This is a genomic window from Stenotrophomonas sp. HITSZ_GD (assembly GCF_029543105.1).
GTDB lineage: Bacteria > Pseudomonadota > Gammaproteobacteria > Xanthomonadales > Xanthomonadaceae > Stenotrophomonas_A.
This window is the reverse complement of record NZ_JARQXB010000002.1, coordinates 130076-155470: the sequence shown is the minus strand read 5'-3', so window position 1 is coordinate 155470 and position 25395 is coordinate 130076. Positions and strand designations below refer to the sequence as shown.

The following is a 25395-nucleotide window of genomic DNA, read 5'->3' as shown; positions in this document are numbered from 1 at the left end:
CTCACCACGCGACGGTGACGCGCCCCATGACCAGGCTCGTGGCATCGCGTCCCTCCGCCACCTGCGCGCTGAGGGGATGGCGGATGTACTGGTAGCTTCCGATGAATCGCACCGCCGGGGTAATCGCCAGGTTGTAGAAGACCTCGGTGCCGGACTCGTTCCCGGCCCGGCGGTGTCCTTGGGTCAGCGTGGAGATCGCGTTCTTGAAGTCGCCGCTGATCTCGTTGTAGTACCAGCCCACGCCGAAGCTGTCGTACGGCCGTGCGTCCAGCACACCATGGGCGAACAGGGCCACTGAGGCATCGCGGGTCACCACGTTGGTCTGCTCGGGGGCGTAGCCCGCGCGGGCGAACACGCCGACGCCTGAAAGCACCTCGCCGCCCTTGAGCTTGGCAGGCACGTCGGCGGGATCGTCCTTCAGCCAGAGGTACTGCGAGGCGTTGGCGATCGCGAACCAGCTTTCCTGCTTGCGGTTGACCGGCAAACCCTCGAAAGACCGCGCGCCCAGCAGGGCGCCGATGGCGGCGGGCACCTCGGCGGCCTGCAAGCCCGTGAACGGCTGGGACAGGTCGGTCTTGGGCGCGTTGGACCAGTTGAATGCCGGGCCGATCGAGCCCGGCATGCCCGCGATCCGGTAGGTCGCCACCGCCATGAGATAGAGGTTGACCTTCTGGAAGGCGTTCTTGGAGAACGTGCGCGCATCGCTGTAAGGATCGAGCACGCCGCCGGCCAGCACGAGCCGGCGGCTCGGCGCCCAGATGCCCAGTGCCGACCAGGCGGTCGGCTGGTAGAAGCCCGCCGTCATCGGGTTCTTGTTGAAGTTGAAGTTGGCGAAGTAGTACTTGTAGCTGTCGCCGAACGTGGTCTGGTCCGGAATGTAGATGTCGCTGATGCGACCCAGCACCACGGAGACCTGCTTGCTCAGCCCCTGCACCAGGAACATCTCGGTGGGATAGGTGTCGTGGGAATAGGTGGGCCCGGGATGCAGCAGGCCGGTGTAGCTGGGCAGCGAAGTGCCGGCGTTGAACGTGCGCTCGGTGTCGTCGCCGTAGCGCGATTGCAGGGTCACGTGCAGCAGGCCACCGTTCCACCAGCCTGCACGCGCGGTATCGATGTTGAGCGAGGTCTGGATGTTCTGCGCGAACCAATCGCCGGTGTCGAGACCGCCGCTGTTGACGTTGCTGTAGGCGCTGGTGGTGTAGACATCGAGGAACACGCCGCGGCGGGCCAGTTCTGTGCGCGTACCGTTCCAGTCGCCGGTCAACTGCGTGCGCTCGGACAGCGCGCCGGTGCGGGTGCCGGGCGTGCCGAACGTCGGTGCATTGTTGAAGTACGGCAGCAGCACGGGCGCCACGTCCACCAGCGAAATACGGCTCGATGCTTCCTTCGCCTCGGTCACGCGGCCAAAGCTGGCCAGGTTCTCGTCCGCGTGGGCCGGCGCGGCAGTGCACAGCGCCAGGGTCATGCCGCAGGACAGCAGCGTCCGGCGCAAGAAGATCGTGCTCATGCCGATGCCTCCGCGCGGCGCGCCGCGGTGACCAACTCGAACAGCGAACGCGACGCCAGGCTGAGAACGCCACCGCCGTCGCCACGGTCTTCGATACCGTGCCCCACGACGAAATTGCGGATCGCGCCGAGCCGCGCCAGGCGCGAGGGGATCTGTTGAAGCGGCGGCAGTACCGCCGGCGCGGCCGCTTCGCTCCACGAGGTGTGGTCCGGGTAGGCGCCCGGAATCGTGATCGGCAGGTCGAACGCAGAGGGCGTGGCGCTGAACTCGACGGCCGGCCCTAGCCGCGTGAACGTGCCCAGCGGACTGTCCTGGTCGACGCCGAAGTCGATCAGGTCCTGCAAGGTGCATGGCGCATAGGGCTCGTCTTCCAGCGGCGCTACCAGGCTGGCCGCGAAGGTCGCACAGCGGCTCAACGAAGCGCCGGCACGCCAGAAACCGCCTTTGTCCTCGCGCTCGATGAGGGCGGCGAGGGTGGCGACCGCGCCCAGGTAGCCGGTCACGTAGTCGTTGAGCAGCACCGAGACGAGCGTGGGATCGGGCATGCCCACGGAATTGGCATGCATCACGCCGCTGACGGCCTGCCCGATCTGCTCGAAGCCCTTGCGATCGGCCCACGGCGTGCCGGGCGCCGCATAGGAGACCCGCGTGTAGACGAGGTTGGGATTGAGCGCCTGCAACGTCGCGACGTCCAGGCCCAGACGCTCCAGCGAACCGGGACCGTAGCTGTCCACCAGCACGTCGGCGCCGGCGAGCAGCTTCGCCAGCCTGGCCTTGCCGAGTTGGCCCTTGAGGTCGAGCAGCACGCTCTTCTTGCCCCAGTTCACGTCCAGCCAAAGCGGCAGTACCCAGTCGCCGGTCGGCGCCTGCACGGTGATCACCTCGGCCCCTTGCTCGGCGAGCATGCGGCCGACGGTCGGGCCGGCCACCAGGTGGGTCAGCTCGACCACGCGCAAGCCTTCCAGCGGGCGATGCCGCGCCGGACCCAGCCGGCGGCGGCCACCGCCGGCGACCTGCTCGAGATCGAACATCGGGCGCGCCGCGGTCTGCGCGCCCTGCGGCAAACTCAACCACTCGTCCAGGCTGCGCACGATGCCGGCGGGCAACCGCCGCGCGGCCATGCCGTCCTCCAGTTCCTGCGCCGTCCTGCGTTCGACGGCGCGCTGGATCGCCGCGGCCGAATTGGCGCATTCCAGGTAATCGAGGATCGCATCGCGCAGGTGGGGGAACAGGCCGATCATGGTGACGTAGCGGCCATCCTTGGCGCGGAAGGTGCCGTTGTCGGGACCCACCGGCCAGGTGTCCAGGAAACACGAATAGCCGTTCATGAACTGCATCTGCCCCGAGTTGAGCAGCAGGCCGGACAGGCGGCGATTGAGGCGCAGTGTCTGCGCGGGCAGGCCGCGCATGACGCCGATGCGCTCGATGAGCAGGCCGTACACGGCCATGACGCCGACGGCGTAGTCGTGCACCTTGACGGGGCTCTTGACGTAGGCAACGCCGTCGGTCACCGACACCTTGGATTCGTCGAGGGCAAAGGGCAACGCGCCGGCCACGGCGTCGAAGGCCCGCTTCTGGAACGGTTGGGTGATCATGCTGTGCCTCGCCTGTGTGGGAATCGGACAGGGCGCGCGCACGTTGCCCGCGCCAACGAGGAAGAATTCTGTGTGGCCGCGCGACGGTCGCCATCCGCCAAATGGGTAGTCGCCGCGCGGGCGAGGAGGCGTCAGGTGCGATCGCCAAATCCGGCAGCGCGCAGGGGCAGGTAGAGGGGGTCGGGCAGACGCCCCGTGATGCGGAACTGCTCGGTGATATGGCCACCGGTCCAGGTGGTGAAGGCACAACTGAGCACGTCGAAGCGTTGCGCTATCCGTCGTGGAGGCTGGCCCTCTTGCGGCGCCCAGCCCACATGGGTGCCGGTCAAGCGGCAGATCGAGGCGGTGCGTCGCTGGTCGGCGCCGGAGAGCATGGCCAGGTACGGAGAGGTGTTCATGCGCGCGTCCGGGCACACCAGGCAGAACGCACGGTTCGCGCGCACGAATGCGTTTCGTCCGACCAGCGTGCCCAGCCCTTCGACATGGGCCACGACGCCTTCGCTCACCAGCTTGGCCAGGCATGTCCAGTCACGGCGATTCCATGCGTCGTCGAAATCGAGCATCCGGTCGATGTTCGTGGTCGTCATGCGGGCATCGCCAAGCACCTCATGGCCGGGGGCGTGCGGGGATGCGTGGCGGGAGGCAGGGCCGCCGCGCGATGCCGAGTGTCGGCAGGATCGCGCTTGGCATGCATCGCTCATTTGAGTAGGACGCCGGCCGGGTACGTCAGGAAGGTGGGGGCAGCGCGCCCCTTCTTGACGCCACGCCCACCGACGTGGCGAATGTGGTGAAACTCAGGCGCGGCACGGACCGGCGAGCGGCCACGACGACAACGACAGATCGCAGCTTTCTTCGGCCGCCGGCCCAAGCTGCATGTAGCCGCGTCGCAATGCCGTGGTGACCGCATGGGTGCGGTCCGAGGCCTGCAATTTGGCAAGGATGTTCTTGACGTGGGCCTTGACGGTATCGGCACTGATACCGAGCTCGGTGGCGATCAGTTTGTTGCCGTGGCCGGCGGCGATGCGCTCGAGTACCTGCAGCTCCCTGTGCGTCAACCGCTCTTGCGTGGCATGGTCCGCCAGTGCGCGCGCCAGCGGTGCCGGGATCCAGCGTTTGCCCGCGGCCACCGCGCGGATGGCGATGACCAATTCCGCGCGCAGCATGCTTTTCAGCAGGAAGCCCTGGGCGCCGGCAGCGAACGCCGACAGGGCGGGCACGTCGCCCCGATAGGTCGTCAGGATGATGACCTTGGCCGCCGGCGCAAGGTCGCGGATGTGCCGGGTCGCGGTGATGCCATCCATCCGCGGCATCTGCACGTCCATCAGCACGACATCGGGCAGCATCGCCCGGTATTGCGCGATCGCCTCGCGGCCGTCCCCGGCCTCGCAGACGAGTTGCATGTCCGGCTGGTTATCCAGGACCGACGCGACCCCTTCGATCAGAAGCGGGTGGTCGTCGGCAATCATCACCCTGATCATATTGCCGCGCGCGGGCGTGTGGGGAAGGCGTCCTCATGAAACCACGCGGTCGCCGGGCTTCACACTGAAATCTATTCACGCCCCTGCTGAGCATCGCTCACGCGATGACCGGCGCGCCCGTCATGACCTGCATTTCGCGGGCGGCTTCGCCGGCCTGCAGCAGCAGCCACCGCAGCGCATCGTCGGTGTCGCTGCGCTCGTGCCAGACGGCCTCGAGATGGCCGATGGTGGGCTCGTGCGGCGTCGGCAGCGTGATGATCGAACCGTTCGCCACCGCCGGCGCGGCATAGGAGGCCGGCACCGTCGCCACGAAATCCGTGGCCAGCACCACCGGGATCACGTCGGCGTAGTGGGGCACCGACAGCGCGGCGCGGCCGACGATCTCGGTGCCGTCACCCCGCGCGTCCAGCAGGAGGCGTTCGAGCCACACGCGACGGACGACGCCATCCTCTTCCAGGAATCCGTCGTTGTAGACATCGCCGGTGCCGGTGAGTTCGATCACCACGTGCGGGTACTGGAGCAGCGCCTCGCGCGTCACCGGGCCTTGGCTCAGCGGATGCCCGCGGCGCACGATGAGGGTTTCGGTATCGCGCCACAGCAGTTGCCGGCGCAAGCGCGAGGGCAGGGCGGTGAACCAGCCGACCACCGCGTCGAGTCGCCCGTCGTCGATCTGCTGCATGGTGGTTTCGCGGTCGAAAGGGAAAATACGCAGGTCGATGCCGGGCGCGGCGGATTGCAGGCGCCTCATGAGCAACGGAAGAATGACGCCGCCCGAGTAGTCGGACATCGCGATGCGGAACGTGCGCACCGCGCTGTCGGGTGCGAACGGCTTGGCCCGCAGGGCCTTCTCGATACGCTCCAGGCCGCCTTGCACATGGGGCGCGAGCGCCCGCGCCTTGGAGGTGGGCATCATCCCCTTGTCGGTGAGCACGAACAGCGGATCATCGAGCGCGTCGCGCAGTCGGGCCAGCGCGTGGCTGACGGCCGATGGCGTGACCGACAGGTGTCGGCTGGCCGCCACGATGCTGCCGTGCTCCAGGATGGCCTCGAAGACCAGGAACAGGTTCAGGTCGATTCTTCGCAACGACATGGTGATCTCCTCGTGTCGCGCAAAGCGTGACACGAGGAACGTCCATTGCACACGCATCCGGGTGCTGATCGCGCCGCCACTTTCCATGGTGCGTGTGGATCGGCGCAGAACGGCCTCGCACTACCCATTTGGGGAGGGCGGGTAGGGCGCACGCGATGCGAAACTCGACGCAAAAAAAAAGCGCACCGGGAGGTGGCGGTTCTCCGCGACGCCGGCAGTGGACGCAGCCCGTGTCCAGCGGCGCAGTGCAGAGGCCGCGCTATGCAGGCGGAGGCGCCGGCGCGCCGGCGCCTTAGCTGCATCAAGCGCCGAAAGCACCGTCGATGGTGTGCATCGCGCCGGTTACGAAACCCGCTTCCGGCCCCGCCAACCAGGCCACCATGCCGGCGACTTCATCGGGGTGGCCGTGCCGCTTGATGGCCATGAAGCCGTGCAATAGATCTTTCATCGGCCCGTTTGCCGGGTTGGCATCGGTATCGATCGGGCCCGGCTGCACGACGTTGATCGTGATGCCACGCGGGCCGAAGTCCCTCGCCAGTCCGCGTGCCAGACCCTGCAGGGCCGATTTGCTCAGTGCGTAGGACGCCATGCCGGGAACCGGCATCCGGTCGCCGTTGACCGAACCGATGATGATGATGCGCCCGCCTTCACGCATCTGCCGCGCGGCTTCCACGGAGGCGTGGTAGGGCGCGTGGACGTTGATGCGGAGGAGTCGGTCGATGGCGTCGGGGTCCTGCTCCAGCGCATCGCCGAAAATGGCGATGCCCGAGTTCACCACCAGCACATCCAGCGGACCGGCGTCGCGCACGCACGCGATGACCGCATCGCGATCGGCGCTGTCGGCCATGACGGACCTGCTGCCGGTCTCGTCGGCCACTTGCCGGGCCGCCTCGGGGGAGCCGGCATAGGTGAACGTGACATCGGCGCCGTCCGCCGCGAAGCGCCGCACGATGGCTGCGCCGATACCACGGCTGCCGCCCAGCACGAAGACGGATTTGCCTTGAAAACTAGACATGGAGAGGTACTCGGATTTAATGTAGCGGCGACTATAAAAAGCCCTCGAAGAGGCTGTCAAGGAATTTTTAGCGATGACTACAAAAAATCCGCGGCCGCGGGGTCGGCCTCGTCGTTTCGATCCGGAACAAGCCATCGCCGTCTCGCAGCGCCTCTTCCACGCAAAGGGGTACGACGCGGTGAGCGTGGCGGACATCACCGACACGCTCGGTATCAATCCGCCCAGCTTCTACGCGGCGTTCGGCAACAAGGCGGCGCTGTTTGCCCGGGTGCTCGAGCAATACGCGGTGACCGATGCCATTCCGCTGGCCGCGTTGCTGCGTACAGATCGGCCGGTGGCGGAATGCCTCACGAACGTGCTGGAAGACGCCGCTCGCCGCTACGGCGCGCATCCCGAAACGACGGGGTGCCTCGCCCTGGAGGGCCTCCATGCGAATGATCCCGGGGCCCGCGAGGCCGCGCGCGCGGCCAACATCGCTGCGGAGGATCTGGTTCGCAGCTACATCGCGGCGCGTCACCCGGACGTGGCCGATCGCGTGACCGATTTCGTGTGCACCACGCTGGTCGGGATGTCGGCGAAGGCGCGCGTCGGGCATGGCGTGGCGCGTCTGCTCGCCACGGCGCGTCTGGCGGGCCTGGCGGTCGCGCAGATTGTTGCCGACGAGGCAGTGGCAGCTTCGCCGGACGTGGGGTGAGGTCTCGCAACGTTGCCGCCCACCGGTTCGCTGATTGACTACAGCAACCGGACGGCCCAACCGTGCGCACGCGATCCCTCGACCGGGTCATCGGGATGTCAATGGCTAGAGCCACCGCGCGCTCCGTGGCAACCTACCGTCCCACTTCCCGCGCCTGCCGGCATGCCACTGCGACGAATCGATCCCGGCGTCCGGAGCGGGGCACGTACCCTGGCGTGGAAGTCCTGGCATGGCGCCCTGCGCGCCATGCTGCTGTTCGCCTGCCTGGCCTCATGGGTGCCGGGGGCGCGGGCGCTGGATCCGGCGCTGCACATCGCGCAGTTCCACCATGTCGCCTGGACGGTCAAGGAAGGCGCGCCGGGGGGCGTCACCGCGTTGGCGCAGACGCAGGACGGTTACCTGTGGCTGGCCACGCAGGTCGGCCTGTTCCGCTTCGACGGGCTGAAGTTCGAACGCTTCGCCCTGGCGGGCAGCGAGACGCATCCGGCCGCGGCCATTTCGACCCTGTTCGCGCCCACGACGGGCGGGCTTTGGATCGGCTACCGCTACGGCGGCATCAGCTTCGTCGATCCGCGGGGCCGCACCACGCATTTCGGCATCCCCGAGGGTCTTCCGACCGGGACGGTCTATCGAATCACCGAAGCCAGCGACCACACGCTGTGGGCGGCGACCTTCAACGGCCTTTATGCGCATCGGCAAGGCCGCTGGCAGGAAGCCGCACCGGAACTGGGGCTGCCACCGGGCGTGGCGCGCACCGTGTTCGTGGACCGGGCCGGCACGCTGTGGGTCGCCAGCGACGATGCGGTGCACTTCCGCCGCAAAGGCGAGGCGCGCTTCAGCGACTTTTCCAAGGTGAGCGGGCGCGTGGTGCAGTTCGCCCAGTCCGCCGATGGCGCGATGTGGGTCGCCAATCTCGACAGCGGTGTCCATCCCCTGGTGGCGCCCGGCGCCCGCCCGGTGTCTCCGCTGGGGCATTCGTCGGCGGGATTGCTGTTCGACCGCGATGGCACGCTCTGGGCGCCGACGCTCGGCGATGGCCTGATACGGCTGGCGCATCCGGACGCCGCGCAGGCCGCGACGCCCCGCGACACGCAGCAATTCAACCAATCGATGGGCCTGAGTTCGGACAACCTGTTGCCGATCCTGGAGGACCGCGAAGGCAACATCTGGGTGGGCGGCAGTAGCGGCGTGGACCGCTTCCGTGCCTCGCGGCTGATCCCGGCGCGGGTGCCGCTGGGCGCACAGGACTTCGCGCTGGTGCCGCAGGTAGGCGGCGGCGTGCTGGCGGGCAGCCGCAACAAGCCGGTATTGCGGCTGCGCGCCGCGTCGGTCGACACGATGGCGCTGGCGCCCCCGATCACCGCGGCGTACCGCGACCGCAACGGTGCGATCTGGCTTGGAGGGCCGAAGGGCATCTGGCGCCTGCAGGATGGGGCGCTGGAGAAGATCGCGCCGCTCCCGGTGCCTCGCTACTCCGGGGTCCAGTCGATCACGCTCGATAACGAGGGCGCGTTGTGGGTCTCGATCAACACCCCGGGCGTGTTCCGGTTGAAGGACGGACACTGGCGGCAACTCGGCCCGCAGGACTATCCAAGCTTTCCCCCCACCGCCTCTCCGCTGGCGCTGCTGGCCACCCGCGACGACGAGGTCTGGATGGCGTTCGCGCGCAACGCGGTCATGGTGGTCCGTGGCGACCAGGCGCGGCTGTTGACCGAACAGCAGGGGCTGCGCGTGGGCAACGTATCCACCTTGCATGAAGCCGATGCCGGGATATGGATCGGCGGCGAGCGCGGCATCGCGTTCGCCACGCGCGCGGGCATCCGCAGCCGCATCGCCAAGGAGGGCAGCGCACTGCGCGGCGTCAGTGGCATCGTGCAGGCGGCCGATGGTTCGCTATGGATGAACGGGGCGCGCGGCGTGGTGCGCATTCCGGCCGACAAGGTGCCGCACCTGTTCGATCCGGATTTCGCCGAATCGGACTGCCAGCTGTTCGACTACCTGGATGGACTGCCCGGCGTCGCCAACCAGTTCCGTCCCGTGCCCACCGCGATCCTGGCCGACGACGGCCGCCTGTGGTTCGCCACGACGAACGCCGTGGTGTCGGTGGATCCCGCATCGACGCGACACAATGCGCTGCCGCCGCCGGTGCAGATCCAATCCGTGCAGGCCGACGAGCAGGCCTTCAACCCGGACGCCGAGCCCGTGGCGTTGCCCGCGAACCTGTCCAGCCTGCGCATCGCCTATACGGCGATGAGCCTGTCCATCCCCGAGCGTGTGCGCTTCAAGTACCAGCTCGAAGGACACGACGCGGGATGGCTCGACGCCGGCGGGCGTCGCGAGGCCGCCTATACCAATCTCGCGCCAGGGCGTTATACGTTCCGGGTCGCGGCGGCGAACGAGGATGGCGTGTGGAGCACGCAGCCGGCCGCCGTGCAGATCGCCATCGCGCCGCGCTTCTACCAGACCTGGTGGTTCACGCTGCTGTGGGCCGCGCTGCTGGTCGTGGCCGCCTGCGTGGCCTACCTGCTGCGGCTGCGGCAACTTTCGCGCCGTATCCGCGACCGCCTGCAGGAGCGCCACGGCGAACGCGAGCGCATCGCCCGTGAATTGCATGACACCCTGCTGCAGAGCATCCAGGGGCTCATCCTGCGCTTCCAGGCGGTGTCCGAATCGCTGCCGCCACTGGACCCGGCGCGCAGCGCGCTGGAACATGCGCTGCAACGCGCCGACGAGGTGTTGATCGAAGGCCGCGACAAGGTGCTGGACCTGCGCGCGTGCGCACCGGAAGACGCCACGCTCGAGGAACTGCTGGCCGAGGCAGCCAGCGAACTGTCGCTGCTGACCCAGGCTCACCTGGAGGTCTCGGTGCAGGGCACCCCGGGGGTGCTCGACCCGGTGGTACGCGAGGAGGCCTATCGAATCGTCCGCGAAGCGATGCTCAATGCGTGCCGGCACGCCGGTGCCGGCAGCATTCGCGTCCTGGTGCGGCATCAAAGCGATGGCATGCACGCGGCGGTGGTCGACGAGGGGCCCGGCATTGACGCCACGACGCTGGCACAAGGCGGGCGCGGCGGGCATTGGGGCATGCGTGGGATGCGCGAGCGCGCGCAGCGGATCGGCGCGCAGCTGCTGATCGATTCGCGGCCCGGCGAGGGCACGCGGGTGGCGCTGTACATCGCCGGCGGCAAGTCCTACCGCCCGGCGCGCGGGCCCTCGCGCGGGAATGCGCTACGCGGTATCTTCCGCCGCAGGCCCCCGTGACGACGCGCATCCGCCGATGAACGCCGACTCCCCGCTACCCGACGGCGACCCAGGCGGCCGCGTTCGCGTCCTGGTGGTGGACGACCACCCCTTGCTCAGGGAAGGGGTGGCCGCGGTCCTGGCGGCGCAGCCGGACATGCGCTTGGCGGCCGAGGCCACTAACGGCGTCGAGGCGGTGGCGCTGTACCAGCAGCATCGTCCGGACGTGGTGCTGATGGACATCCAGATGCCCGCCATGGACGGGCTGGCCGCGATCCGCTCGATCCGCAAGCACGATCCGGAGGCCCGCATCATCGTGGTGACCACCTACCAGGGCGACGCCCAGGCCATGCAGGCGTTCCGCGAAGGTGCGCGGGCGTACCTGATCAAGAGCATGCTGCGGCGCGAACTGGTGGATACCATCCGCAAGGTCCACGCGGGCGGGCGGCGCGTGCCCGAGGAGATCGCGCACTTGCTGGTGGAGCACATGGGCGAGGATTCGCTCAGCTGCCGCGAGCTGGAGGTGCTGCGCGAAGCGGCGGACGGCAATGCCAACAAGCGCATCGCCGACCACCTGCGGATTTCCGAGGAAACGGTGAAGGCGCACATGCGCAGCATCCTGTCCAAGCTGCACGCCAAGGACCGTACCCACGCGGTGACCATCGCCGTGCGACGGGGCATCATCCAGTTGTAGCGCGCGTGCGGCGCGGGCGATTCAGCCGTGCAGGCGGATCGCGGTCTGCGCCACCACGCGGCCCTGATAGCGCGCGCCGGCCAATTCGTTGGCGCTGGGCTGGCGCGCGCCGTCGCCGCCGGCGATGGTGGTGGCCCCGTACGGCGAGCCACCGGTGACCTCGTCCAGGATCATCTGCCCGGCGTGCCCGTAGTCGAGCCCGACGATCACCAAGCCGAAATGCAGCAGGTTGGTGATCAGGGAGAACAGCGTGGTTTCCTGCCCGCCGTGCTGGGTGGCAGTGCTGGTGAAGGCCGCGCCGACCTTGCCATGCAGCGTGCCGCGTGACCACAGCCCGCCCGCCTGGTCGAGGAAGTTGGCCATCTGCGAGGACATCCGGCCGAAGCGCGTGCCGGTGCCGACGATGATCGCGTCGTAGTCGGCCAGGTCTTCGACCTTGGCGATCGGCGCGGCCTGGTCGAGCTTGAAGTGCGCGCCGCGCGCCACGGCTTCCGGCACGAGCTCCGGCACGCGCTTGATGTCGACGTGCGCGCCGGCCTCGCGCGCGCCTTCGGCTTCCGCGTGGGCCATGGCCTCTATGTGCCCGTAGGCCGAGTAGTAGAGAACGAGCACGCGGGCCATGGGAAGCTCCTGAGGAGGGAGGGGACCATCGTCGGCCATGAAGTCCTGTGGCTCCACGCCATTCCGGGGAGTCCATCGCTCCCTCTTTTTGGGGAGCCCGCCGCACGCGGGGCGCAGCGGCCATCGGCTACCAGGCCGCGCGCAGCTCCAGGCCGAGGAAATCGGCGTCGTGCGCGCCCGACGCGCGCAAGGAGGAACCGGCCTGGAAATGCACCGCTTCCAGGGCGCACGAGAGCTGCGCGGCCAGTCGCACGTCGGCACGGACCTGGTAGTACGCGCCGGTCCAGCGCTTGCCCGTGCCGGCGGTGCCGGCGAGCGGCACCGATCCTTGCAGGTACACCGCGTCGCCGGTGGTGTTGCGCCATTGCGCCGCGCCGGCGAACAGCAGCGTGGTGCGGCTGCCGGGGTGCAAGGTGAGGGAGGGCTTGAGATGCAGGAAATTCACGTAGCCGGTGTAGCCGGCCAGCGCGAGGTAGGCGCCATTGGGAAACAGCGGGTTGAAGGTCTGCAGGCGGCCGTCGTGCGGGTCGCGGTCGCCGGAGGCGGCATCCAGTTGCAGCCCGAGCCGTGGCGTGAGCCGGGCCTGCGCGGTGAAACCCACGCGCGTGCCGATCCCCCAGGCGCTGATGCGCTGGGCGCCGACGCCGCCGTGCTGGCGCATGGCTTCGGCATCCCAGTCCAGGCGGCCGTGCTTGCCGGCGAACCGCAGGTCCCAGACATCGCGTCGCTCGTTGCCGGCGGCGGAAAGGAACACGGCGTCTTGGCGCAGGTAGCGAGACCAGTAGCCGGACAGCTCGTTGTCGCCCAACACCTTGCGCTCGATGCGGATGCCGTTGAACTGCAGCGCGGGCGAGCTGTGGTCGTCGAACGCGCGCGCGTCCTGGCTGACGACGGGCCTGCTGTAGTAACCGATGAACCGCCAGGTACCCGTTTCGTAGCCGAACCAGGCCGCGTCGAACGACTGGCGGACGTTGGGCCCATCGCGCACCGAGACGAAGCGCTGCAGGTCGAAGGCGAATTGTTGCCGGCCCACGCGTGCCTTGAAGGTGCTTGCGCCGGCCGGTGCCACCCAGGCCACGAATGCCTGTTCCACGTCGAGGCGGTTGGCATCGGCCGGCCCGGTGCGGTCCTTGCCGTGCGCCACATCGTCCTGCAGCTGGAGGAAGGCCTGGAAGCCGTCGAGCCGCAGGTCCAGGTGCGTTTCCAGGCGGCGGATCAGGTAGGTGTCGCCGTCTTGGCCGGCGGCGCCCAGGCCGGGCGCGGAATTGAACTCGCCGCGGATACGCAGGTTCGCGCCGAGCGACAGGTAGCGTTGCGGATCCGAGGCGGACAAGCCGATGTACTTGAAGCGGTCCAACGGCTGCGTGCGCAGCATCGGGGATTGCAGCGCGGACCAGTCCTCCTGCCAGCGGTTGGAGAGGATGGCGGGCCGCTGCGTTTGCTGCGCCGCTGCACCGCCGGCGGTACAGGCGAACAGGCACGCCGCGGCGACGGTCGTCAGGTGTTGCATCGGCCTTGCGCCTTTCTGCCGGCATCGCACGCGCGCGCCATCCTGCCTCAGCGCGGTTCCGCGCCTGGCTGGTGCAACTCGGCGATGTAGCCGCCCGGGAAGCGCACCATCGCCGCCTGTCGACCCCCGGCTGGGTAGGGCGGGACCAGCACTTCCGCGCCGGCCTGGCGTGCGCGTTCGAGCGTGGCCGCCAGGTCTTGCACCTCGTAGCCGGTGAGGTCGCGGCCATAAGGCCACGGCAACTGACCGTCCGAGACCAGGACCAGCAGCTTGCCGAAGCCGGACTCGATCAGCACGCGCCGGACGGTGGTGCCGGGCCGGCCGATCTCCGCGCCGGGTGCGGCGGGCTCGTCGGAAACGACCCGGCCCTGGGAAAAGGCCAGCCACCGCCGCAGGAAGGCGTCGGCCGCATCGGCGGTGAGATAGACGCGGTTCTCCGGCACGGTGGTGAGCGCCGCATACGAGGGCGGCGTGGTGTGCCAATAGAACTGCATGTTGACCCCGCCGGGCCACTGCACCAGCACGTCGCGCCCGATGGGATCGGGAAACACGTCGACCAGCCGCGTGGCACCGTGCGCCACCGCCGCCGAGGTGGCGGCGTCGATGTCGCGGACCAGATAGCCGGTGCGTTCCGCGCCGAAGGGGTAGGGCACGGGCGTCTTGAAGCCGAACACCGACACCGTGCCGACCGGGGTGAGCACCAGCTGCGACATCGTTTGGCTCGACGTCGGCGTGACCTGGAACACCCCCTGCTTGCTGGTGGTGCCGCCGAAGGTGGCCACGAAGCTGCGCACGAAGCGGTCGAAATCCTCGGGCGCCACGTACACGTGCGTGGTGTCGTACTGCGGGCCGACGGCATGCACGGCCTGGCGCGGTGCGGCCGCCGCGGGTTGGCGCGCCGGTTCGGGCGATGCGAGGCCGGGGACGAGAGCGAGCAGGGCGATGAGGAGTGAGCGGGAGGACTTCATGGCGGTTTTCCGGGCAGGGCGGTATCGGCGCGGCCCGCTTCAGCGTGCCGCGAGGTCGTTGCGCGTGATCGCCAGCAGGTGCCTGACCTGCGGCGGTGCGTCGTCGTGATGGAACTGCAGCAGCTCGGCCTGCAGGTCGGCATCGGCCCGCGACACGCGCCGGTGCTGGCGCAGGTGCTCCTGCCAGGACTCGACCATGAACCACTCGACGATGCGCGTGGCATCGGCGGCGTCCTCGGTCACGCCCCACGCGTAGGCGCCATCGCGGCGGCGCTCGCTGGACAGGCGCGCCAACCGCGCCAGGAACGCGCTACGCTGCGCCGGCTCGATCCGGTATTCGATCTGCACCAGCACCGGGCCGCGATCCTGCTCGATCGACGTGGCCATCAGCGGCTCGGGCCAGTGGTGGGAAGGCAGCAGGTCGGCGTCGCCCTTCGGCAGGCGGATTCGCCAGGCCGCCAGCGCCACCACGGCGAGCAGGCCGGCGGCGGACAACAGGGTCCACGCTACGCCGATACCGGAGGCAAGCGCGCCCCAGGCCAGGCTGCCGAACGTCATCGCGCCATTGAAGACCGTGAGGTACACCGCGAGCGATCGGCCGCGCACCCAGTTGGGCAGGATGGCCTGGGCCACGCCGTTGAGCGTGGTCAGCGCGGCGATCCAGGCCGCGCCGAGCAATAGCAGCAGCACCACGGCCAGCCAGCGCGGTGGCGCCAGCGCCAGGGCCGCCATCACCGCGGCGGTGGCCAAGGCCGCGCACAGGAGCAGGCCGTCGGCGTCCAGGCGCTGGCGCAGCTTTGGCAGCAACAGCGCACCGCCGATGGCGCCCAGGCCGATCGCGCCGAGCAGCAGGCCGTAGAAACCCGCGCCACCGCCGAGCAACTGGCGCGCGACCAGTGGCAGCAGCGCCCATAGCGCGCTGGCCATGGCGAAGAACAGGAACGCCCGCAGCAGCACCACATGCATCTCGCGGCTGGAACGCACGTAACGCAACCCGGCACGGAAAGCGCCAAGGAAGCGCTCGCCCAGCGGGTCCTGCTCGGCCTTCGGGCGCTTCCACCACAACAGCGCGGCGATGACGAACACGTAGCTGATCACGTCGGTGCCATAGGTGATGGCGGCACCGAAGGCTGCCAGCAACACGCCACCGAACGCCGGGCCGATTGCACGCGCGATGTTGAAGCCCAGCGAGTTCAGCGCCACCGCGGTGCGCAGTTCCTGGCGGGAGACCAGTTCCGGCACGATCGCCAGCCAGGTCGGCCCCATGAGCGCGGTGCCGATGCCGCCCAGGAACGTGAGCAGGATCAGCGCTTCGATCGACAGTAGGTGCGCGGCGGAAAGCAACATGAGTGCCGTGCTCACCGCGGCCAGGATCAGCTGGATGCCGAGCAGGAACTTGCGCCGGTCGAGGATGTCGGCCAGCACGCCGGCGGGAATTGCGAGCAGGAACACCGGCAGCGTCGCGGCCGCCTGCACCAGCGCCACCGCCAGCGGCGACGGCGACAGGCCGGTGATGAGCCAGGAGCTGGCGACATCGCGAACGAAACTACCGGTATTGCCGACCACCGTGGCCAGCCACAGGACGGCGAACAGCCGCTGGCGCAGCGGGGCGAAGGCGCCTTCGCTGGGCGCGGGGGAGGGGGCCGTGTTCATTGGCGCAGCTCGCGCACGTCGATCCAGGCGACCAGAAGGAAACCGCCCACCAGCCCCAGGTGCTCGAAGAAGGCGTTGGTCATGCCGGTACGCGGCGCACCGGCGGGCAGTTCCCAGAAGCGCAGGACCTGCGCGGTCGCCGCCAGGGTGAAGGCGGCCAGCGCGATCGCGCCGAGCCAGCGCCCACGGCCGGATACCACCATCGCCGAGGCGACCAGTTCCAGGACGATGACGGCCACGGCAAAGGCCGGCGCGGGTGCGAGCCCGGCAGCGGCCATCTCCGCGGTGGCCGCGGGAAAATCCAGCAGTTTGGTCAGCGCGCCTTGGAGGTAGGCCGCGCACAACGCCAGGCAAGCGAACCAGCGCACGCCTTCCGCGCCGAGCAACCTGTAGCGCAGCGGGGGCGGCGGGGTGCGCACGCTCATACCGCCCAGCACGAACAGCCCAACGCTCCGAAGAACCCGGAAAGATCGTCGGTCGGCACGCGGGCGGCCCAGGCGCGGGCATGCGCGTGGCCATGCACGTGGCATGCGCTGTCGCAGCCACAGGCAGGCTGCCGCGCGGATTGCGCCGCCCGCGAGCGCCGGCCGGCACCCTCGGGCTCGCCCCACGCCGCATAGCCGCCGAAGCGGCGCACCGGCGACCAATCCGGCATGGCCGGCGGCGGCTGCGCATCGTCCAGCGCAGCAAAGCGCCCGCTGGCGTAGACCACCGCGCCGCCCACCACGGTGAGGTCGGAGGTCAACGTCGCGATCTCGTCCTCGGCCACGTTGAAATAGTCCGCGCTGGGCACGATCAGGTCGGCGAAGTGGCCCTTGGCGATGCGTCCGCGCTGGCCTTCGTCGTTGGAGAACCAGGCCACGTGCTCGGTCCACATGCGCAGCGCCGTTTCGCGATCCAGGCAATTGCTTCGCGGATACAGGGCCAAACCACCGACGGTCTTGCCGGTGACCAGCCACGCCAGCGACACCCAGGGGTTGTAGGAGGCCACGCGGGTCGCATCGGTGCCGGCGGAGACCTTCACGCCACGCTCCAGCATGCGCTTGACCGGCGGCGTGGCACGCGCGGCCTCGGCGCCATAGCGCTCCACGAAGTATTCGCCCTGGTAGGCCATGCGGTGCTGGACGGCGATTCCGCCCCCCAACGCGGCGATGCGGTCGATGGAGCGCTCGGAGATGGTTTCGGCGTGGTCGAAGAACCAGTGCAGGCCATCGAGCGGAACATCACGCGCGACCTTCTCGAAGACGTCGAGGGCGCGCGAGATGGTCTGGTCGTACGTCGCATGCAGGCGCCATGGCCAACGGTTGTGCGCCAGCACCCGCACCACTTCCTCGAGGTCTTCTTCCATGCGCGGCGGCATGTCCGGGCGCGGCTGGCGGAAATCCTCGAAGTCGGCCGCCGAGAACACCAGCATCTCGCCGGCGCCGTTGTGGCGGAAGTAGTCGTTGCCTTGCTTGTATTTGACGCTGGCCGTCCAGGCGAGGAAGTCCTCCTTCTCCTGCTGCGGCTTCTGCGTGAACAGGTTGTAGGCCAGCCGCACGGTGAGCTGGCCGGCGTCGGCGAGCTGCTGGATCACCGCGTAGTCCTGCGGGTAGTTCTGGAAACCGCCGCCGGCGTCGATGACGCCGGTCACGCCCAGGCGGTTGAGTTCCCGCATGAAATGGCGCGTGGAATTGAGCTGGTACTCGAACGGGAGCTTGGGGCCGCGGGCCAGCGTGGCGTAGAGCAGGGCGGCGTTGGGCTTGGCCAGCAGCAGGCCCGTCGGCTGTCCGGATGCGTCGCGGGCGATCTCGCCGCCCGACGGTGCCGGGGTGTCGCGGGTGTAACCCACCGCGCGCAGCGCCGCACCGTTGAGCAACGCACGGTCGTACAGGTGCAGGATGAAGACCGGCGTCTCCGGCGCGACGGCGTTCAACTCGTCCAGCGTAGGCAGGCGTTTCTCGTCGAACTGCTGCTCGGTGAAACCACCGACCACGCGCACCCACTGCGGTGCGGGCGTGACCGCCACCTGGCGACGCAACATATCCATGGCATCGGCCAGGCTGCGGATGCCATCCCAGCGCAGCTCCAGGTTGTAGTTCAAACCGCCGCGCACCACGTGGGTGTGGTTGTCGCACAGGCCGGGCAGCACGCTGCGCCCCAGCAGGTCGACGGTGCGCGTGGCCGGCCCGCCCAGGGCCAGGATCTCCGCGTCCTCGCCCACGGCGATGAAGCGGCCATCGGCGATGGCCACCGCGGTGGCGGTGGGGCGCTGGCGGTCGAGCGTGGTGATCCGGCCGCCGTGCAGGATCAGCGACGGCGCGGTGGTGGCGCTCATGCCTGCTCCTCCGGCTCGTCGGCCTGGCCCGGGTGCGCTTCCTTGTTGCCGGCGGGCAGGCGACCGAAGCAATGCGGCCGCACCTGGTCGCCGAACCACGCCGTCGCGCTGCCGCGATGCTCCAATACCTGGCGCACCAGGGAGGGAATCTGCTCGCCCAGCAGGATGCCCAGCAACCCGACCAGGGCGATGATCGGCGGTGCCGGCGAACGCACGCGCAGCAGGGCGTAGACCACGCCGACCAACAAGCCAGCCGCCAGCGAAAGCAGGTAAGGCTTCATGGCAGCGTAAGCGCGCGCGGGCCGGTGGGGCGGGCGGTCATCGCGCTTCATCCGCCGTGCGCGTTGAACATGGTCCTGGCATAGGTCACGCCCAGGCCGTATGCACCGCCCAAAGCGCGCGCAATATCGGTCGTGCTGCCGTAGGTGTCCGCGCGTGCCCAATCACGTTGCAACTCGAGCAGGTACTGCAGCGAGGTCATCGGCTGCGCGCCGGCCTGCAGCATGCGTTCCATCGCACGGGCGTGCGCCTCGGCGGAGACGTCGCCGCAGGCATCGGCGATCACGTAGATCTCGAAGCCCTGTTCCAGCGCGGACAGCGCCGGGCCGACGATGCAGACCGACGTCCACAGGCCGGCCAGCACGAGGCGCTGCTTGCCGATGCGGTTGACCGCATCGGTGACCTGCGCATCCTCCCAGCTGTTCATGCTGGTGCGATCGTAGGCCGGCTGGCCCGGGAAGGGCGCCAGCACTTCCTCGAACATCGGCCCGGAGAAGCTCTTCTCCGCGACGGTGGTCAGGATGGTGGGTACCTGGAAGCTGGCGGCGGCACGCGCGACAAGCGCCGCATTGTTGCGCAGCGTCACGGCCTCGATCGAGTGCGTGGCGAATGCCATCTGCGACTGGAAGTCGATCATGACCAGGGCATGGTCGTGGGGCGTAAGCAGTTTGCTGCCGGGGACGGGACGGGCGGTGGGCATCGGGGTGGTCTGGCGGCGGGGAGGGATTTACGAATGCGCGATCGTGGCGGCCGCCGCCTTGCGTTGCCGGGCCGAGGCCACGCCAAGCACGACGAAGACCAGCAGCACGATGCCCTGCGCGAGGGCAAAGGCGGGTTCCTTGCCGGTGGGGGCGAGCACGTGCAGCGGCGGGATCTTGGCAAAGGCCTGCGCCACGGCGACGAACACCAGCAGGTACACGCTGGCGACCGTGCAGATGGCATGGACGCGGGCCCATGCGCGCGAGCTTCCCGTCTTGCCTGCCGCTTGCAGCAACACCAGCAGGATCAGCGTTGCCAGCACGCCCACGCCCAGCGCCGGGGTGAAACCGTGGAACGGAAACAGGAACCCGGTGAGGCTGGTGGCCATGGCGGTCCACCAGAACCACCAGAAAGCCCGCCCCATGGCCTCGCGCCGCAGCAGTTGGGCGATGACCACGACCCCGACCAGCATCGCCACGATGCTGAGCAGGGTGTGGAAAGCGGTGAGCGCGCTCAGTACGGAACCTGACATGGCGAGTCCTCGCGGTGGTAGGGCTCAGCCCTTGATGAAGGCCAGCAGGTCGGCGTTGAGGACGTCGGGATGGGTGGTCAGCATGCCGTGCGGGTAACCCTTGTAGACCTTGAGCGTGCCGTTCTTCAGCAGCTTGGCCGACTTCGGTGCGGACGCGACGATCGGCACGATCTGATCATCGTCGCCATGCAATACCAGCGTGGGCACGGTGATCGCCTTCAGGTCCCCGCTCATGTCGGTCTCGGAGAAGGCCTTGATGCCTTCGTAGTGGGCCTTGGCGCTGCCCATCATTCCCTGCCGCCACCAGTTGTTGATGATGCCGGGCGAGGCCGTGGCACCGGGTCGGTTGAAGCCATAGAACGGGCCGGTGGGGACATCGAGAAAGAACTGCGCACGGTTGTCGGCCAGGGCCTTGCGGAAGCCATCGAACACCTCGATCGGCAGGCCTTCCGGATTGGCCGGCGTCTTGAGCATCAGCGGGGGCACCGCGCTGACCAACACCGCCTTGGCGACGCGGCCATGCGGCTGGCCGAACTTGGCCACGTAGCGCGTTACCTCGCCACCGCCGGTGGAGTGGCCGATGTGGACCGCATTGCGCAGATCCAAGTGTTCGGCGACGGCGAAGGCATCGGATGCGTAGTGATCCATGTCGTGGCCTTCGCTGACCTGGCTGGAGCGGCCGTGGCCGCGGCGATCATGTGCGATGACCCGGTAGCCGTGCTGGACGAAGAACAGCATCTGCGCGTCCCAGTCGTCCGAGGACAACGGCCAGCCGTGGTGGAAGACGATGGGCTGGGCGTCCTTCGGGCCCCAGTCCTTGTAGAAGATCTGCACGCCGTCCTGGGTCTGTACGTAGCTGTCGCTCATGGGGAAGGGGCCTTGGGTGGTGGGCTTGGCGGAGGCAGGAAAAGCAAGGGCGGGCAGGGCGCTGCCGGCGAGCAGGATCGTGCCGGTCTGCAATAACTGCCGGCGCGTAAAGCGAAGCGCGGACGGGGTGTGTGACATCGACGGTCTCCAGGAGACGGGTGCTGGCCTAGCCGTTGCGGTTAGCGTCGTGCGGTAGGGCGTCATCGTCCTGTGTCATGCGGATCGGGCCTACCCCCTATAGTCGACGTGAAAGCTCCCTCTTTTGAGGGAGGTCGTGCTCCCCCAGAATGAAGCCCGTCGGGGCCGCGCGGGCGACCAGATATCTTTCTCGATGGCGCAAGGGGAGTGCTTGGGACTGATGCCCTCTGTTACTCGCCAGGTGGCTGTGGAAGACGATGAGAGATGCTTTGGGGGTAGGGAAAAATGGCAGTTTCCCTCCCCACAGCCCACGGCTATTAATGCCTTTCAGCGGTTCCCGATGTGCGCCAGGGGCGGATTCCCGGACCTGATAAAACGTCTGGTTGTTGGCCCTGCGCATTTCTGCCTAAGATCAAGCCGTATCAATCTGCTGGCTCGGCCATACGCAGTCGTGGATAGGCGGACCGGGGGGGAAATGACGGCCATATCAATACGGACGCATCAAATTGGGTCGGCGCGGCAAAGCACGACATCATGCATTTCGCTGGCGCCCCCGAAGGCTATGATTCGAGTGGAAGCAGAGATGGACGCACGGCTACACCAAAACCTGGTTACACTCCCGGCCACGTGATGGCGGATAGATCCGGTACTCGTCTTACCGCGGCGGATGTCGATGCGATTAAATCAAATGAAACAACTCGCAATACCACCCTTGGAGCTTTCAAGGGCGTCTATCAAGTCAATGGCAGGATAGATTCAAAACGTTTGGACAAAGAATTCAAAGGAAAATAACTCAATGAAGACTTTGGACTGGGCGATAAAATTGTTATTCCTAGCGGTTGCTGCGTTATCATTCGAGGCAGAGAGCAGTCAATGCTCTGCTCGCGTAATTAATAGTGAGGCTGACAGCGGCGTGGCCCAGGCCATGGAGCTTGACCTGAAGGCGAAGCTTCGTGGATATCGAGCTGAAGACAGAGATAATAGCCCGCAAATTAACGTACGGCTTATCTCTGTCCTTCCATCCACCTGCCCCGATCCAAAAGATGGTAGTGCGAAAGCCAGGGTGTACTATGTGATAACTGATTCGCGAGATATGTTCAGGTTTGCTTCGTTATGTGTTGCAAAAAAAAGTGAGTGCGCGTCCGTCATCGAGAGGGCGGTTCGAAGCTACTGTCCACAGTCATAAATTTTTGATTGATTCTGCAGCATGGCATCCAAGTATGTCGTACGAGCGAGCACCGCTTAAATTCAGTCATACTCGCGCCTAGCTGCGCGTGGGACGCCTGCTCTGTACGGGTCTGGTCGCCCGGCGGCTTGCCACCGCGCGTTGCCTGGTGATCGCTCCCCGGCCTGTCTCGCACGTGCGGGCACTCCCAAGACACCACCGAGTTGAGTCGACATCAGACATTGATATTTGCCAAATAGGACAGTGCCTGGGACTTCCGTCGCGTAAGCGCAGGCACCACTACGTCGGTGGTCGTGCGCAGCCGGGTGCGCTTCAGCGCGACGGAAGGGATTAGCACGGCGGTAATTGCCGACATGGGGATGACCATCGCATCGGAATGGATCCCTGCCACATAGGCGAGGTAATGGACGACGCGCGCGCCCACGTAGACATGGGTAGCCTGCGCCACGGCTTGGGCATTGGCGTCCACGGCCAGTGCGCCCAGTAATGCCGGTGCGAAAAGCACCAGGTTCTCTACCGCATTGAGATGGGCGCGCTTGGCGCGGCCCGCCCAGGGCGGAAGAGCTGGGAGCGTCTCGCGATTCCCGATGGCCACGCCGAGGCCATCATGCTTGATCGAGGCCAGGGTGTACGGAATCCACATCAAGCCGGTGAACAGGACAACCACGGCGAGGTCGTAGTAGGCCGACGGGTTGGTCATCGAATTCCCCTGCAGGTGGCGCGGCCAGCCGGGCCGGAACGCTTCAAGGAATATGCGATTGCCGCCAAGAGCTCTTGCGCGATGTTGCCTTTCCTCTAACGTTCTTGCTGTGGTGAGATAAGTCCATTGGGGGTGATGGTTGTGGCCGGTCCGGCGCTCTCCCAGCCGGAATCCGACCTTTCGCTCGATCTCCCCCAGGAAGACGCCATGCATGTGCATGCGCCCGATCATGCCGTCACCACGTGGCGGCAATTCTTCATCCATCTGGCCATCGTCAGCATTGGCTTGCTCATTGCGTTGAGCTTGGAATCCCTGGTGGAGGCATACCATCACCGTGCTTTGGTGGCTGAAGCGCGCGGGAATATCGAGCGCGAGATCAGGGAGAATCGAGAACTGGTAAAGGAGAACGCTGGTAGCGTGCGGGCAGATCAGTCGCGCATGCGGAAGAACCTGGGAGTGCTGGTGGCCCTTCGTCAAGCCGGGGAGGTGCCGGGGGACGATCACTTGCAATACCGCCTGGAGTGGGCAGCTTTGTCCGACACCGCCTGGACGACCGCCCGGGATACTGGCGCGCTGGGGCACATGGACTATGCCGAAGTGCAGTGCTATGCAGGAATCTCTGCCCAACAGCAATTGATTAGCCAGCAGGCCCAAGCCCTGCTGGAAAAGCAAACACGCGCCGCCGCTCCCGCGTTGATCACCAGCAACCCCGCCGCGATGACACCGGCCGAGCGCGACCTGATGATGTCGCGCTCCGCCGATCTACTGGCTGACCTCGAAGGCATCGAGCAACTTATGAGTCAATGGGACAGCCACTGTGCACCCGCCGCGTCGTAGCCGCCCAGGCCGACAGTGGATTCGCTGATTGGCGATGGCGACAGGTTGCACTCATCGGGACAAAGTTAGGGGGGCGCCGACAGCCACCCAGCGAGCCGCTCGCATCGGTAGCGACATAATATACATTATGCGAAGTCGCTTGCGGCCGGAGCTACGGCTCGCCTGCGCTGGATTTGGCTCTGGATCAAGACTTGCCTGCCCACCCGGCGACCCACCGATAAGGAGATCGCCGCGTGACCAACACCTACAACATCGACCGTCGCCCGCCATGCTGGGATGCCGGCAAGCCGTGCCCCAATGCCTGCGCCCATGACGTCTACCGCCGCGTCGTGGACAACCATGTCGAACTGTCAGGGCCTTGGGCTGGGTGGCGGCTTGCCGGGCGCGAGCTGGTGGCGCCCACTGGCGAACGCTTCTCCGAGCGCCGGCTGCGTGGACTGCTGTGGCGTACCGAGGCTGCTGACCTTCGAGACGCTGCCCGCACCCGAAACGCTGCTCGAAGAGCGCGTCAGCAGTCGATGGTAAAAGTCGTCGTCGTAGAGTTGGGCGACTGGCGAGAGCGCCACTTCGGGCGGGCTGGTTAAGGAGTCGTAGGCGGAGGGGGCGTGCCCCCTCCACCCCCAGAAATCAAAATCGTTCGCACGGACCGCTCAAGAGCGCTCAACATTGAATCGCCTCTCTCCTCGAATAGCTCCCGCGCCTTCTCATTCCCTTCGGGAGGAATTTTCATTCGCCTGTAATCAAGAGCAATCGAGTACTCGACCAACGCTTTCCACATGCACTCCAAGAGAGTATTAAACGACTCTTTGGTCTGATCATTTAGAAGAATCGCATATCTACCCACATACCGCGTTGCCTCTCCACATGCGGCTTTGGCATTTCGCAAATCACGCCGGTTGCGAACATCTACCCAAGCTCGATCCGGATCCTCACTTTCATCGATGAAGCGCCGATCCCACTTTGGTATTCCATGTTCCGTCAAAAACTCATCCCGCTCTTCGGAAGTAAGCGAGCTGATCTGATCGTAACTTTGGAATGCTGAGAGTGTCCGCCGCGCCTCATAAAACGCGGTTCGAGTCAGCTCCCAAGCTTTAGGAACTGCCTCGAACTCCAACTGATGGACTCGCGATCTACGGTCGAAATCGCGTGTGAGCGACGCCCTAAGCTCCTCCAAAAGAAAAGTATGGCGTCGCTCAAGCTCAGCAAGTTGTACGTCATGCGCCCTATTAAGACTGTCCCTTGCAGTACTGAAGTGACTCTCAAGCCACTTCTCACCCCATAACTTCAGGAAGGCTCCAACAGCAAAAATGGGAAGGCCGATATAGCCCAGAACCGCGAACACATCTTTCAAAAATTCACTCATCGGGGCGTTCTCATTCCTACTTACAGGCTTGCTGAACCCTGTTATCCCAATAGCTCGAAAACTCGAAAGATCGCTTCAGGCCTACTTGGGCATAAGCTGCGTCACGCTGCGCTTTGACACTCTCGCACGCGGACGTGGTCGATGGTGAAGAAGCAGCCCAGCCATAACTTGGCTGGGGTGCATTACGTTGGCGAAGCTCTTGTTGGATCCGATAGAGCCGCCACTTCTCGGCGTTCGACTGCTCGGGAACCGGCGTAGCGTCCCAAGCCTTGGCAGCTGGACCGTTCTCGCACGGATCCGACTGATACGAAACCTGCTTGCCCTTAACGCACTTATAGACCTGCTGCGCCGCTGCGGGACAACTCACCAGCAGCAGCGCTATGGCCAGCGCCCGAACGTCCATGATTCCCCC

25 protein-coding genes are annotated in these 25395 nt (G+C 66.9%); 6 read left to right on the top strand and 19 right to left on the bottom strand.

From position 1 onward, the window contains the following. Window position 1: 1 nt before the first annotated feature. The 6 genes from P6166_RS02580 to bdcA form a co-directional block, all read right to left on the bottom strand. A complete protein-coding gene (locus P6166_RS02580; protein WP_277762972.1) occupies window positions 2–1507 on the bottom strand; it encodes a carbohydrate porin in 1506 nt (501 codons plus the stop codon). Continuing rightward, window positions 1504–3102 carry a CoA transferase gene (locus P6166_RS02575; RefSeq protein ID WP_277762971.1) on the bottom strand — a complete coding sequence of 533 codons (1599 nt, stop codon included), beginning with the start codon at window positions 3100–3102 and terminating at the stop codon, window positions 1504–1506. The genes P6166_RS02580 and P6166_RS02575 overlap by 4 nt, the downstream gene beginning before the upstream one ends. A gap of 131 nt (window positions 3103–3233) precedes the next feature. Next, window positions 3234–3689 (bottom strand): ester cyclase, encoded by a 456-nt coding sequence (locus P6166_RS02570; RefSeq protein WP_277762970.1) that lies wholly within the window; start codon window positions 3687–3689, stop codon window positions 3234–3236. Window positions 3690–3896: 207 nt separating this feature from the next. Next, window positions 3897–4568: a response regulator transcription factor gene (locus tag P6166_RS02565; RefSeq protein WP_277762969.1), complete on the bottom strand. Its 672-nt coding sequence runs from the start codon at window positions 4566–4568 to the stop codon at window positions 3897–3899. A 109-nt stretch (window positions 4569–4677) separates the two neighbouring features. After that, window positions 4678–5670, bottom strand: coding sequence for a LysR family transcriptional regulator (locus P6166_RS02560; RefSeq protein ID WP_277762968.1), 993 nt, complete (start codon window positions 5668–5670; stop codon window positions 4678–4680). A gap of 301 nt (window positions 5671–5971) precedes the next feature. After that, a complete protein-coding gene (gene bdcA / locus P6166_RS02555; RefSeq protein ID WP_277762967.1) occupies window positions 5972–6685 on the bottom strand; it encodes an SDR family oxidoreductase in 714 nt (237 codons plus the stop codon). A gap of 73 nt (window positions 6686–6758) precedes the next feature. On the opposite strand from bdcA, the gene P6166_RS02550 reads away from it, so the two are divergent. From P6166_RS02550 to P6166_RS02540, 3 genes are all read left to right on the top strand, one after another. After that, window positions 6759–7379: a TetR/AcrR family transcriptional regulator gene (locus tag P6166_RS02550; RefSeq protein WP_277762966.1), complete on the top strand. Its 621-nt coding sequence runs from the start codon at window positions 6759–6761 to the stop codon at window positions 7377–7379. Window positions 7380–7625: 246 nt separating this feature from the next. Continuing rightward, entirely contained in the window at window positions 7626–10640 is a 3015-nt protein-coding gene (locus P6166_RS02545) for a sensor histidine kinase (RefSeq protein WP_277762965.1), read from the top strand. A gap of 16 nt (window positions 10641–10656) precedes the next feature. Next, window positions 10657–11313: a response regulator transcription factor gene (locus P6166_RS02540; protein WP_277762964.1), complete on the top strand. Its 657-nt coding sequence runs from the start codon at window positions 10657–10659 to the stop codon at window positions 11311–11313. A 21-nt stretch (window positions 11314–11334) separates the two neighbouring features. Here P6166_RS02540 and wrbA read toward each other — a convergent pair whose 3' ends face one another. From wrbA to P6166_RS02490, 10 genes are all read right to left on the bottom strand, one after another. Then, window positions 11335–11934, bottom strand: coding sequence for an NAD(P)H:quinone oxidoreductase (gene wrbA / locus P6166_RS02535; RefSeq protein WP_277762963.1), 600 nt, complete (start codon window positions 11932–11934; stop codon window positions 11335–11337). A 127-nt stretch (window positions 11935–12061) separates the two neighbouring features. Continuing rightward, window positions 12062–13444, bottom strand: a complete 1383-nt coding sequence (locus tag P6166_RS02530; RefSeq protein ID WP_277762962.1) for an alginate export family protein — start codon at window positions 13442–13444, stop codon at window positions 12062–12064. A gap of 47 nt (window positions 13445–13491) precedes the next feature. Further along, window positions 13492–14412 (bottom strand): glyoxalase, encoded by a 921-nt coding sequence (locus P6166_RS02525; protein ID WP_277762961.1) that lies wholly within the window; start codon window positions 14410–14412, stop codon window positions 13492–13494. Between the two features lie 39 nt (window positions 14413–14451). Further along, window positions 14452–16065, bottom strand: a complete 1614-nt coding sequence (locus tag P6166_RS02520) for an MFS transporter (RefSeq protein WP_277762960.1) — start codon at window positions 16063–16065, stop codon at window positions 14452–14454. Then, window positions 16062–16490, bottom strand: a complete 429-nt coding sequence (locus tag P6166_RS02515; RefSeq protein WP_277762959.1) for a DoxX family membrane protein — start codon at window positions 16488–16490, stop codon at window positions 16062–16064. The genes P6166_RS02520 and P6166_RS02515 overlap by 4 nt, the downstream gene beginning before the upstream one ends. Continuing rightward, on the bottom strand, window positions 16487–18382 hold the full coding sequence (locus P6166_RS02510) for an amidohydrolase (RefSeq protein ID WP_277762958.1): 1896 nt from the start codon (window positions 18380–18382) through the stop codon (window positions 16487–16489). Before P6166_RS02510 ends, P6166_RS02515 begins: the two co-directional genes overlap by 4 nt. Continuing rightward, window positions 18379–18663, bottom strand: coding sequence for a DUF1427 family protein (locus tag P6166_RS02505; RefSeq protein ID WP_277762957.1), 285 nt, complete (start codon window positions 18661–18663; stop codon window positions 18379–18381). Before P6166_RS02505 ends, P6166_RS02510 begins: the two co-directional genes overlap by 4 nt. Window positions 18664–18710: 47 nt before the next feature. Continuing rightward, complete coding sequence (locus P6166_RS02500; protein WP_277762956.1) at window positions 18711–19361, bottom strand: hydrolase; 651 nt, start codon at window positions 19359–19361, stop codon at window positions 18711–18713. Window positions 19362–19388: 27 nt separating this feature from the next. Next, window positions 19389–19892: a hypothetical protein gene (locus tag P6166_RS02495; protein ID WP_277762955.1), complete on the bottom strand. Its 504-nt coding sequence runs from the start codon at window positions 19890–19892 to the stop codon at window positions 19389–19391. A gap of 24 nt (window positions 19893–19916) precedes the next feature. Continuing rightward, window positions 19917–20759: an alpha/beta hydrolase gene (locus P6166_RS02490; RefSeq protein WP_277762954.1), complete on the bottom strand. Its 843-nt coding sequence runs from the start codon at window positions 20757–20759 to the stop codon at window positions 19917–19919. A 672-nt stretch (window positions 20760–21431) separates the two neighbouring features. Between P6166_RS02490 and P6166_RS02485 the strand changes: the two genes are divergently transcribed. Continuing rightward, complete coding sequence (locus tag P6166_RS02485; RefSeq protein WP_277762953.1) at window positions 21432–21689, top strand: hypothetical protein; 258 nt, start codon at window positions 21432–21434, stop codon at window positions 21687–21689. Window positions 21690–22297: 608 nt separating this feature from the next. On the opposite strand, the gene P6166_RS02480 is transcribed toward P6166_RS02485, so the two are convergent. Then, on the bottom strand, window positions 22298–23002 hold the full coding sequence (locus P6166_RS02480) for an MAPEG family protein (RefSeq protein WP_277762952.1): 705 nt from the start codon (window positions 23000–23002) through the stop codon (window positions 22298–22300). Between P6166_RS02480 and P6166_RS02475 the strand changes: the two genes are divergently transcribed. Next, on the top strand, window positions 22991–23620 hold the full coding sequence (locus P6166_RS02475) for a hypothetical protein (protein WP_277762951.1): 630 nt from the start codon (window positions 22991–22993) through the stop codon (window positions 23618–23620). The genes P6166_RS02480 and P6166_RS02475 overlap by 12 nt on opposite strands. Window positions 23621–23853: 233 nt before the next feature. Further along, window positions 23854–24204 carry a DUF3653 domain-containing protein gene (locus P6166_RS02470; RefSeq protein ID WP_277762950.1) on the top strand — a complete coding sequence of 117 codons (351 nt, stop codon included), beginning with the start codon at window positions 23854–23856 and terminating at the stop codon, window positions 24202–24204. On the opposite strand, the gene P6166_RS02465 is transcribed toward P6166_RS02470, so the two are convergent. Continuing rightward, window positions 24201–24983 carry a hypothetical protein gene (locus P6166_RS02465; protein WP_277762949.1) on the bottom strand — a complete coding sequence of 261 codons (783 nt, stop codon included), beginning with the start codon at window positions 24981–24983 and terminating at the stop codon, window positions 24201–24203. The genes P6166_RS02470 and P6166_RS02465 overlap by 4 nt on opposite strands. Before the next feature lie 16 nt (window positions 24984–24999). After that, complete coding sequence (locus P6166_RS02460; RefSeq protein ID WP_277762948.1) at window positions 25000–25386, bottom strand: DUF4124 domain-containing protein; 387 nt, start codon at window positions 25384–25386, stop codon at window positions 25000–25002. Window positions 25387–25395 lie beyond the last annotated feature (9 nt).

What these genes read in the sequence shown, in the direction of transcription:
- P6166_RS02580 (WP_277762972.1), bottom strand. Translation starts at nt 1,507, where the DNA reads ATGAGCACGATCTTCTTGCGCCGGACGCTGCTGTCCTGCGGCATGACC.
- P6166_RS02575 (WP_277762971.1), bottom strand. Translation starts at nt 3,102, where the DNA reads ATGATCACCCAACCGTTCCAGAAGCGGGCCTTCGACGCCGTGGCCGGC.
- P6166_RS02570 (WP_277762970.1), bottom strand. Translation starts at nt 3,689, where the DNA reads ATGACGACCACGAACATCGACCGGATGCTCGATTTCGACGACGCATGG.
- P6166_RS02565 (WP_277762969.1), bottom strand. Translation starts at nt 4,568, where the DNA reads ATGATTGCCGACGACCACCCGCTTCTGATCGAAGGGGTCGCGTCGGTC.
- P6166_RS02560 (WP_277762968.1), bottom strand. Translation starts at nt 5,670, where the DNA reads ATGTCGTTGCGAAGAATCGACCTGAACCTGTTCCTGGTCTTCGAGGCC.
- bdcA (WP_277762967.1), bottom strand. Translation starts at nt 6,685, where the DNA reads ATGTCTAGTTTTCAAGGCAAATCCGTCTTCGTGCTGGGCGGCAGCCGT.
- P6166_RS02550 (WP_277762966.1), top strand. Translation starts at nt 6,759, where the DNA reads ATGACTACAAAAAATCCGCGGCCGCGGGGTCGGCCTCGTCGTTTCGAT.
- P6166_RS02545 (WP_277762965.1), top strand. Translation starts at nt 7,626, where the DNA reads ATGCTGCTGTTCGCCTGCCTGGCCTCATGGGTGCCGGGGGCGCGGGCG.
- P6166_RS02540 (WP_277762964.1), top strand. Translation starts at nt 10,657, where the DNA reads ATGAACGCCGACTCCCCGCTACCCGACGGCGACCCAGGCGGCCGCGTT.
- wrbA (WP_277762963.1), bottom strand. Translation starts at nt 11,934, where the DNA reads ATGGCCCGCGTGCTCGTTCTCTACTACTCGGCCTACGGGCACATAGAG.
- P6166_RS02530 (WP_277762962.1), bottom strand. Translation starts at nt 13,444, where the DNA reads ATGCAACACCTGACGACCGTCGCCGCGGCGTGCCTGTTCGCCTGTACC.
- P6166_RS02525 (WP_277762961.1), bottom strand. Translation starts at nt 14,412, where the DNA reads ATGAAGTCCTCCCGCTCACTCCTCATCGCCCTGCTCGCTCTCGTCCCC.
- P6166_RS02520 (WP_277762960.1), bottom strand. Translation starts at nt 16,065, where the DNA reads ATGAACACGGCCCCCTCCCCCGCGCCCAGCGAAGGCGCCTTCGCCCCG.
- P6166_RS02515 (WP_277762959.1), bottom strand. Translation starts at nt 16,490, where the DNA reads ATGAGCGTGCGCACCCCGCCGCCCCCGCTGCGCTACAGGTTGCTCGGC.
- P6166_RS02510 (WP_277762958.1), bottom strand. Translation starts at nt 18,382, where the DNA reads ATGAGCGCCACCACCGCGCCGTCGCTGATCCTGCACGGCGGCCGGATC.
- P6166_RS02505 (WP_277762957.1), bottom strand. Translation starts at nt 18,663, where the DNA reads ATGAAGCCTTACCTGCTTTCGCTGGCGGCTGGCTTGTTGGTCGGCGTG.
- P6166_RS02500 (WP_277762956.1), bottom strand. Translation starts at nt 19,361, where the DNA reads ATGCCCACCGCCCGTCCCGTCCCCGGCAGCAAACTGCTTACGCCCCAC.
- P6166_RS02495 (WP_277762955.1), bottom strand. Translation starts at nt 19,892, where the DNA reads ATGTCAGGTTCCGTACTGAGCGCGCTCACCGCTTTCCACACCCTGCTC.
- P6166_RS02490 (WP_277762954.1), bottom strand. Translation starts at nt 20,759, where the DNA reads ATGAGCGACAGCTACGTACAGACCCAGGACGGCGTGCAGATCTTCTAC.
- P6166_RS02485 (WP_277762953.1), top strand. Translation starts at nt 21,432, where the DNA reads ATGCATTTCGCTGGCGCCCCCGAAGGCTATGATTCGAGTGGAAGCAGA.
- P6166_RS02475 (WP_277762951.1), top strand. Translation starts at nt 22,991, where the DNA reads ATGCATGTGCATGCGCCCGATCATGCCGTCACCACGTGGCGGCAATTC.
- P6166_RS02480 (WP_277762952.1), bottom strand. Translation starts at nt 23,002, where the DNA reads ATGCACATGCATGGCGTCTTCCTGGGGGAGATCGAGCGAAAGGTCGGA.
- P6166_RS02465 (WP_277762949.1), bottom strand. Translation starts at nt 24,983, where the DNA reads ATGAGTGAATTTTTGAAAGATGTGTTCGCGGTTCTGGGCTATATCGGC.
- P6166_RS02460 (WP_277762948.1), bottom strand. Translation starts at nt 25,386, where the DNA reads ATGGACGTTCGGGCGCTGGCCATAGCGCTGCTGCTGGTGAGTTGTCCC.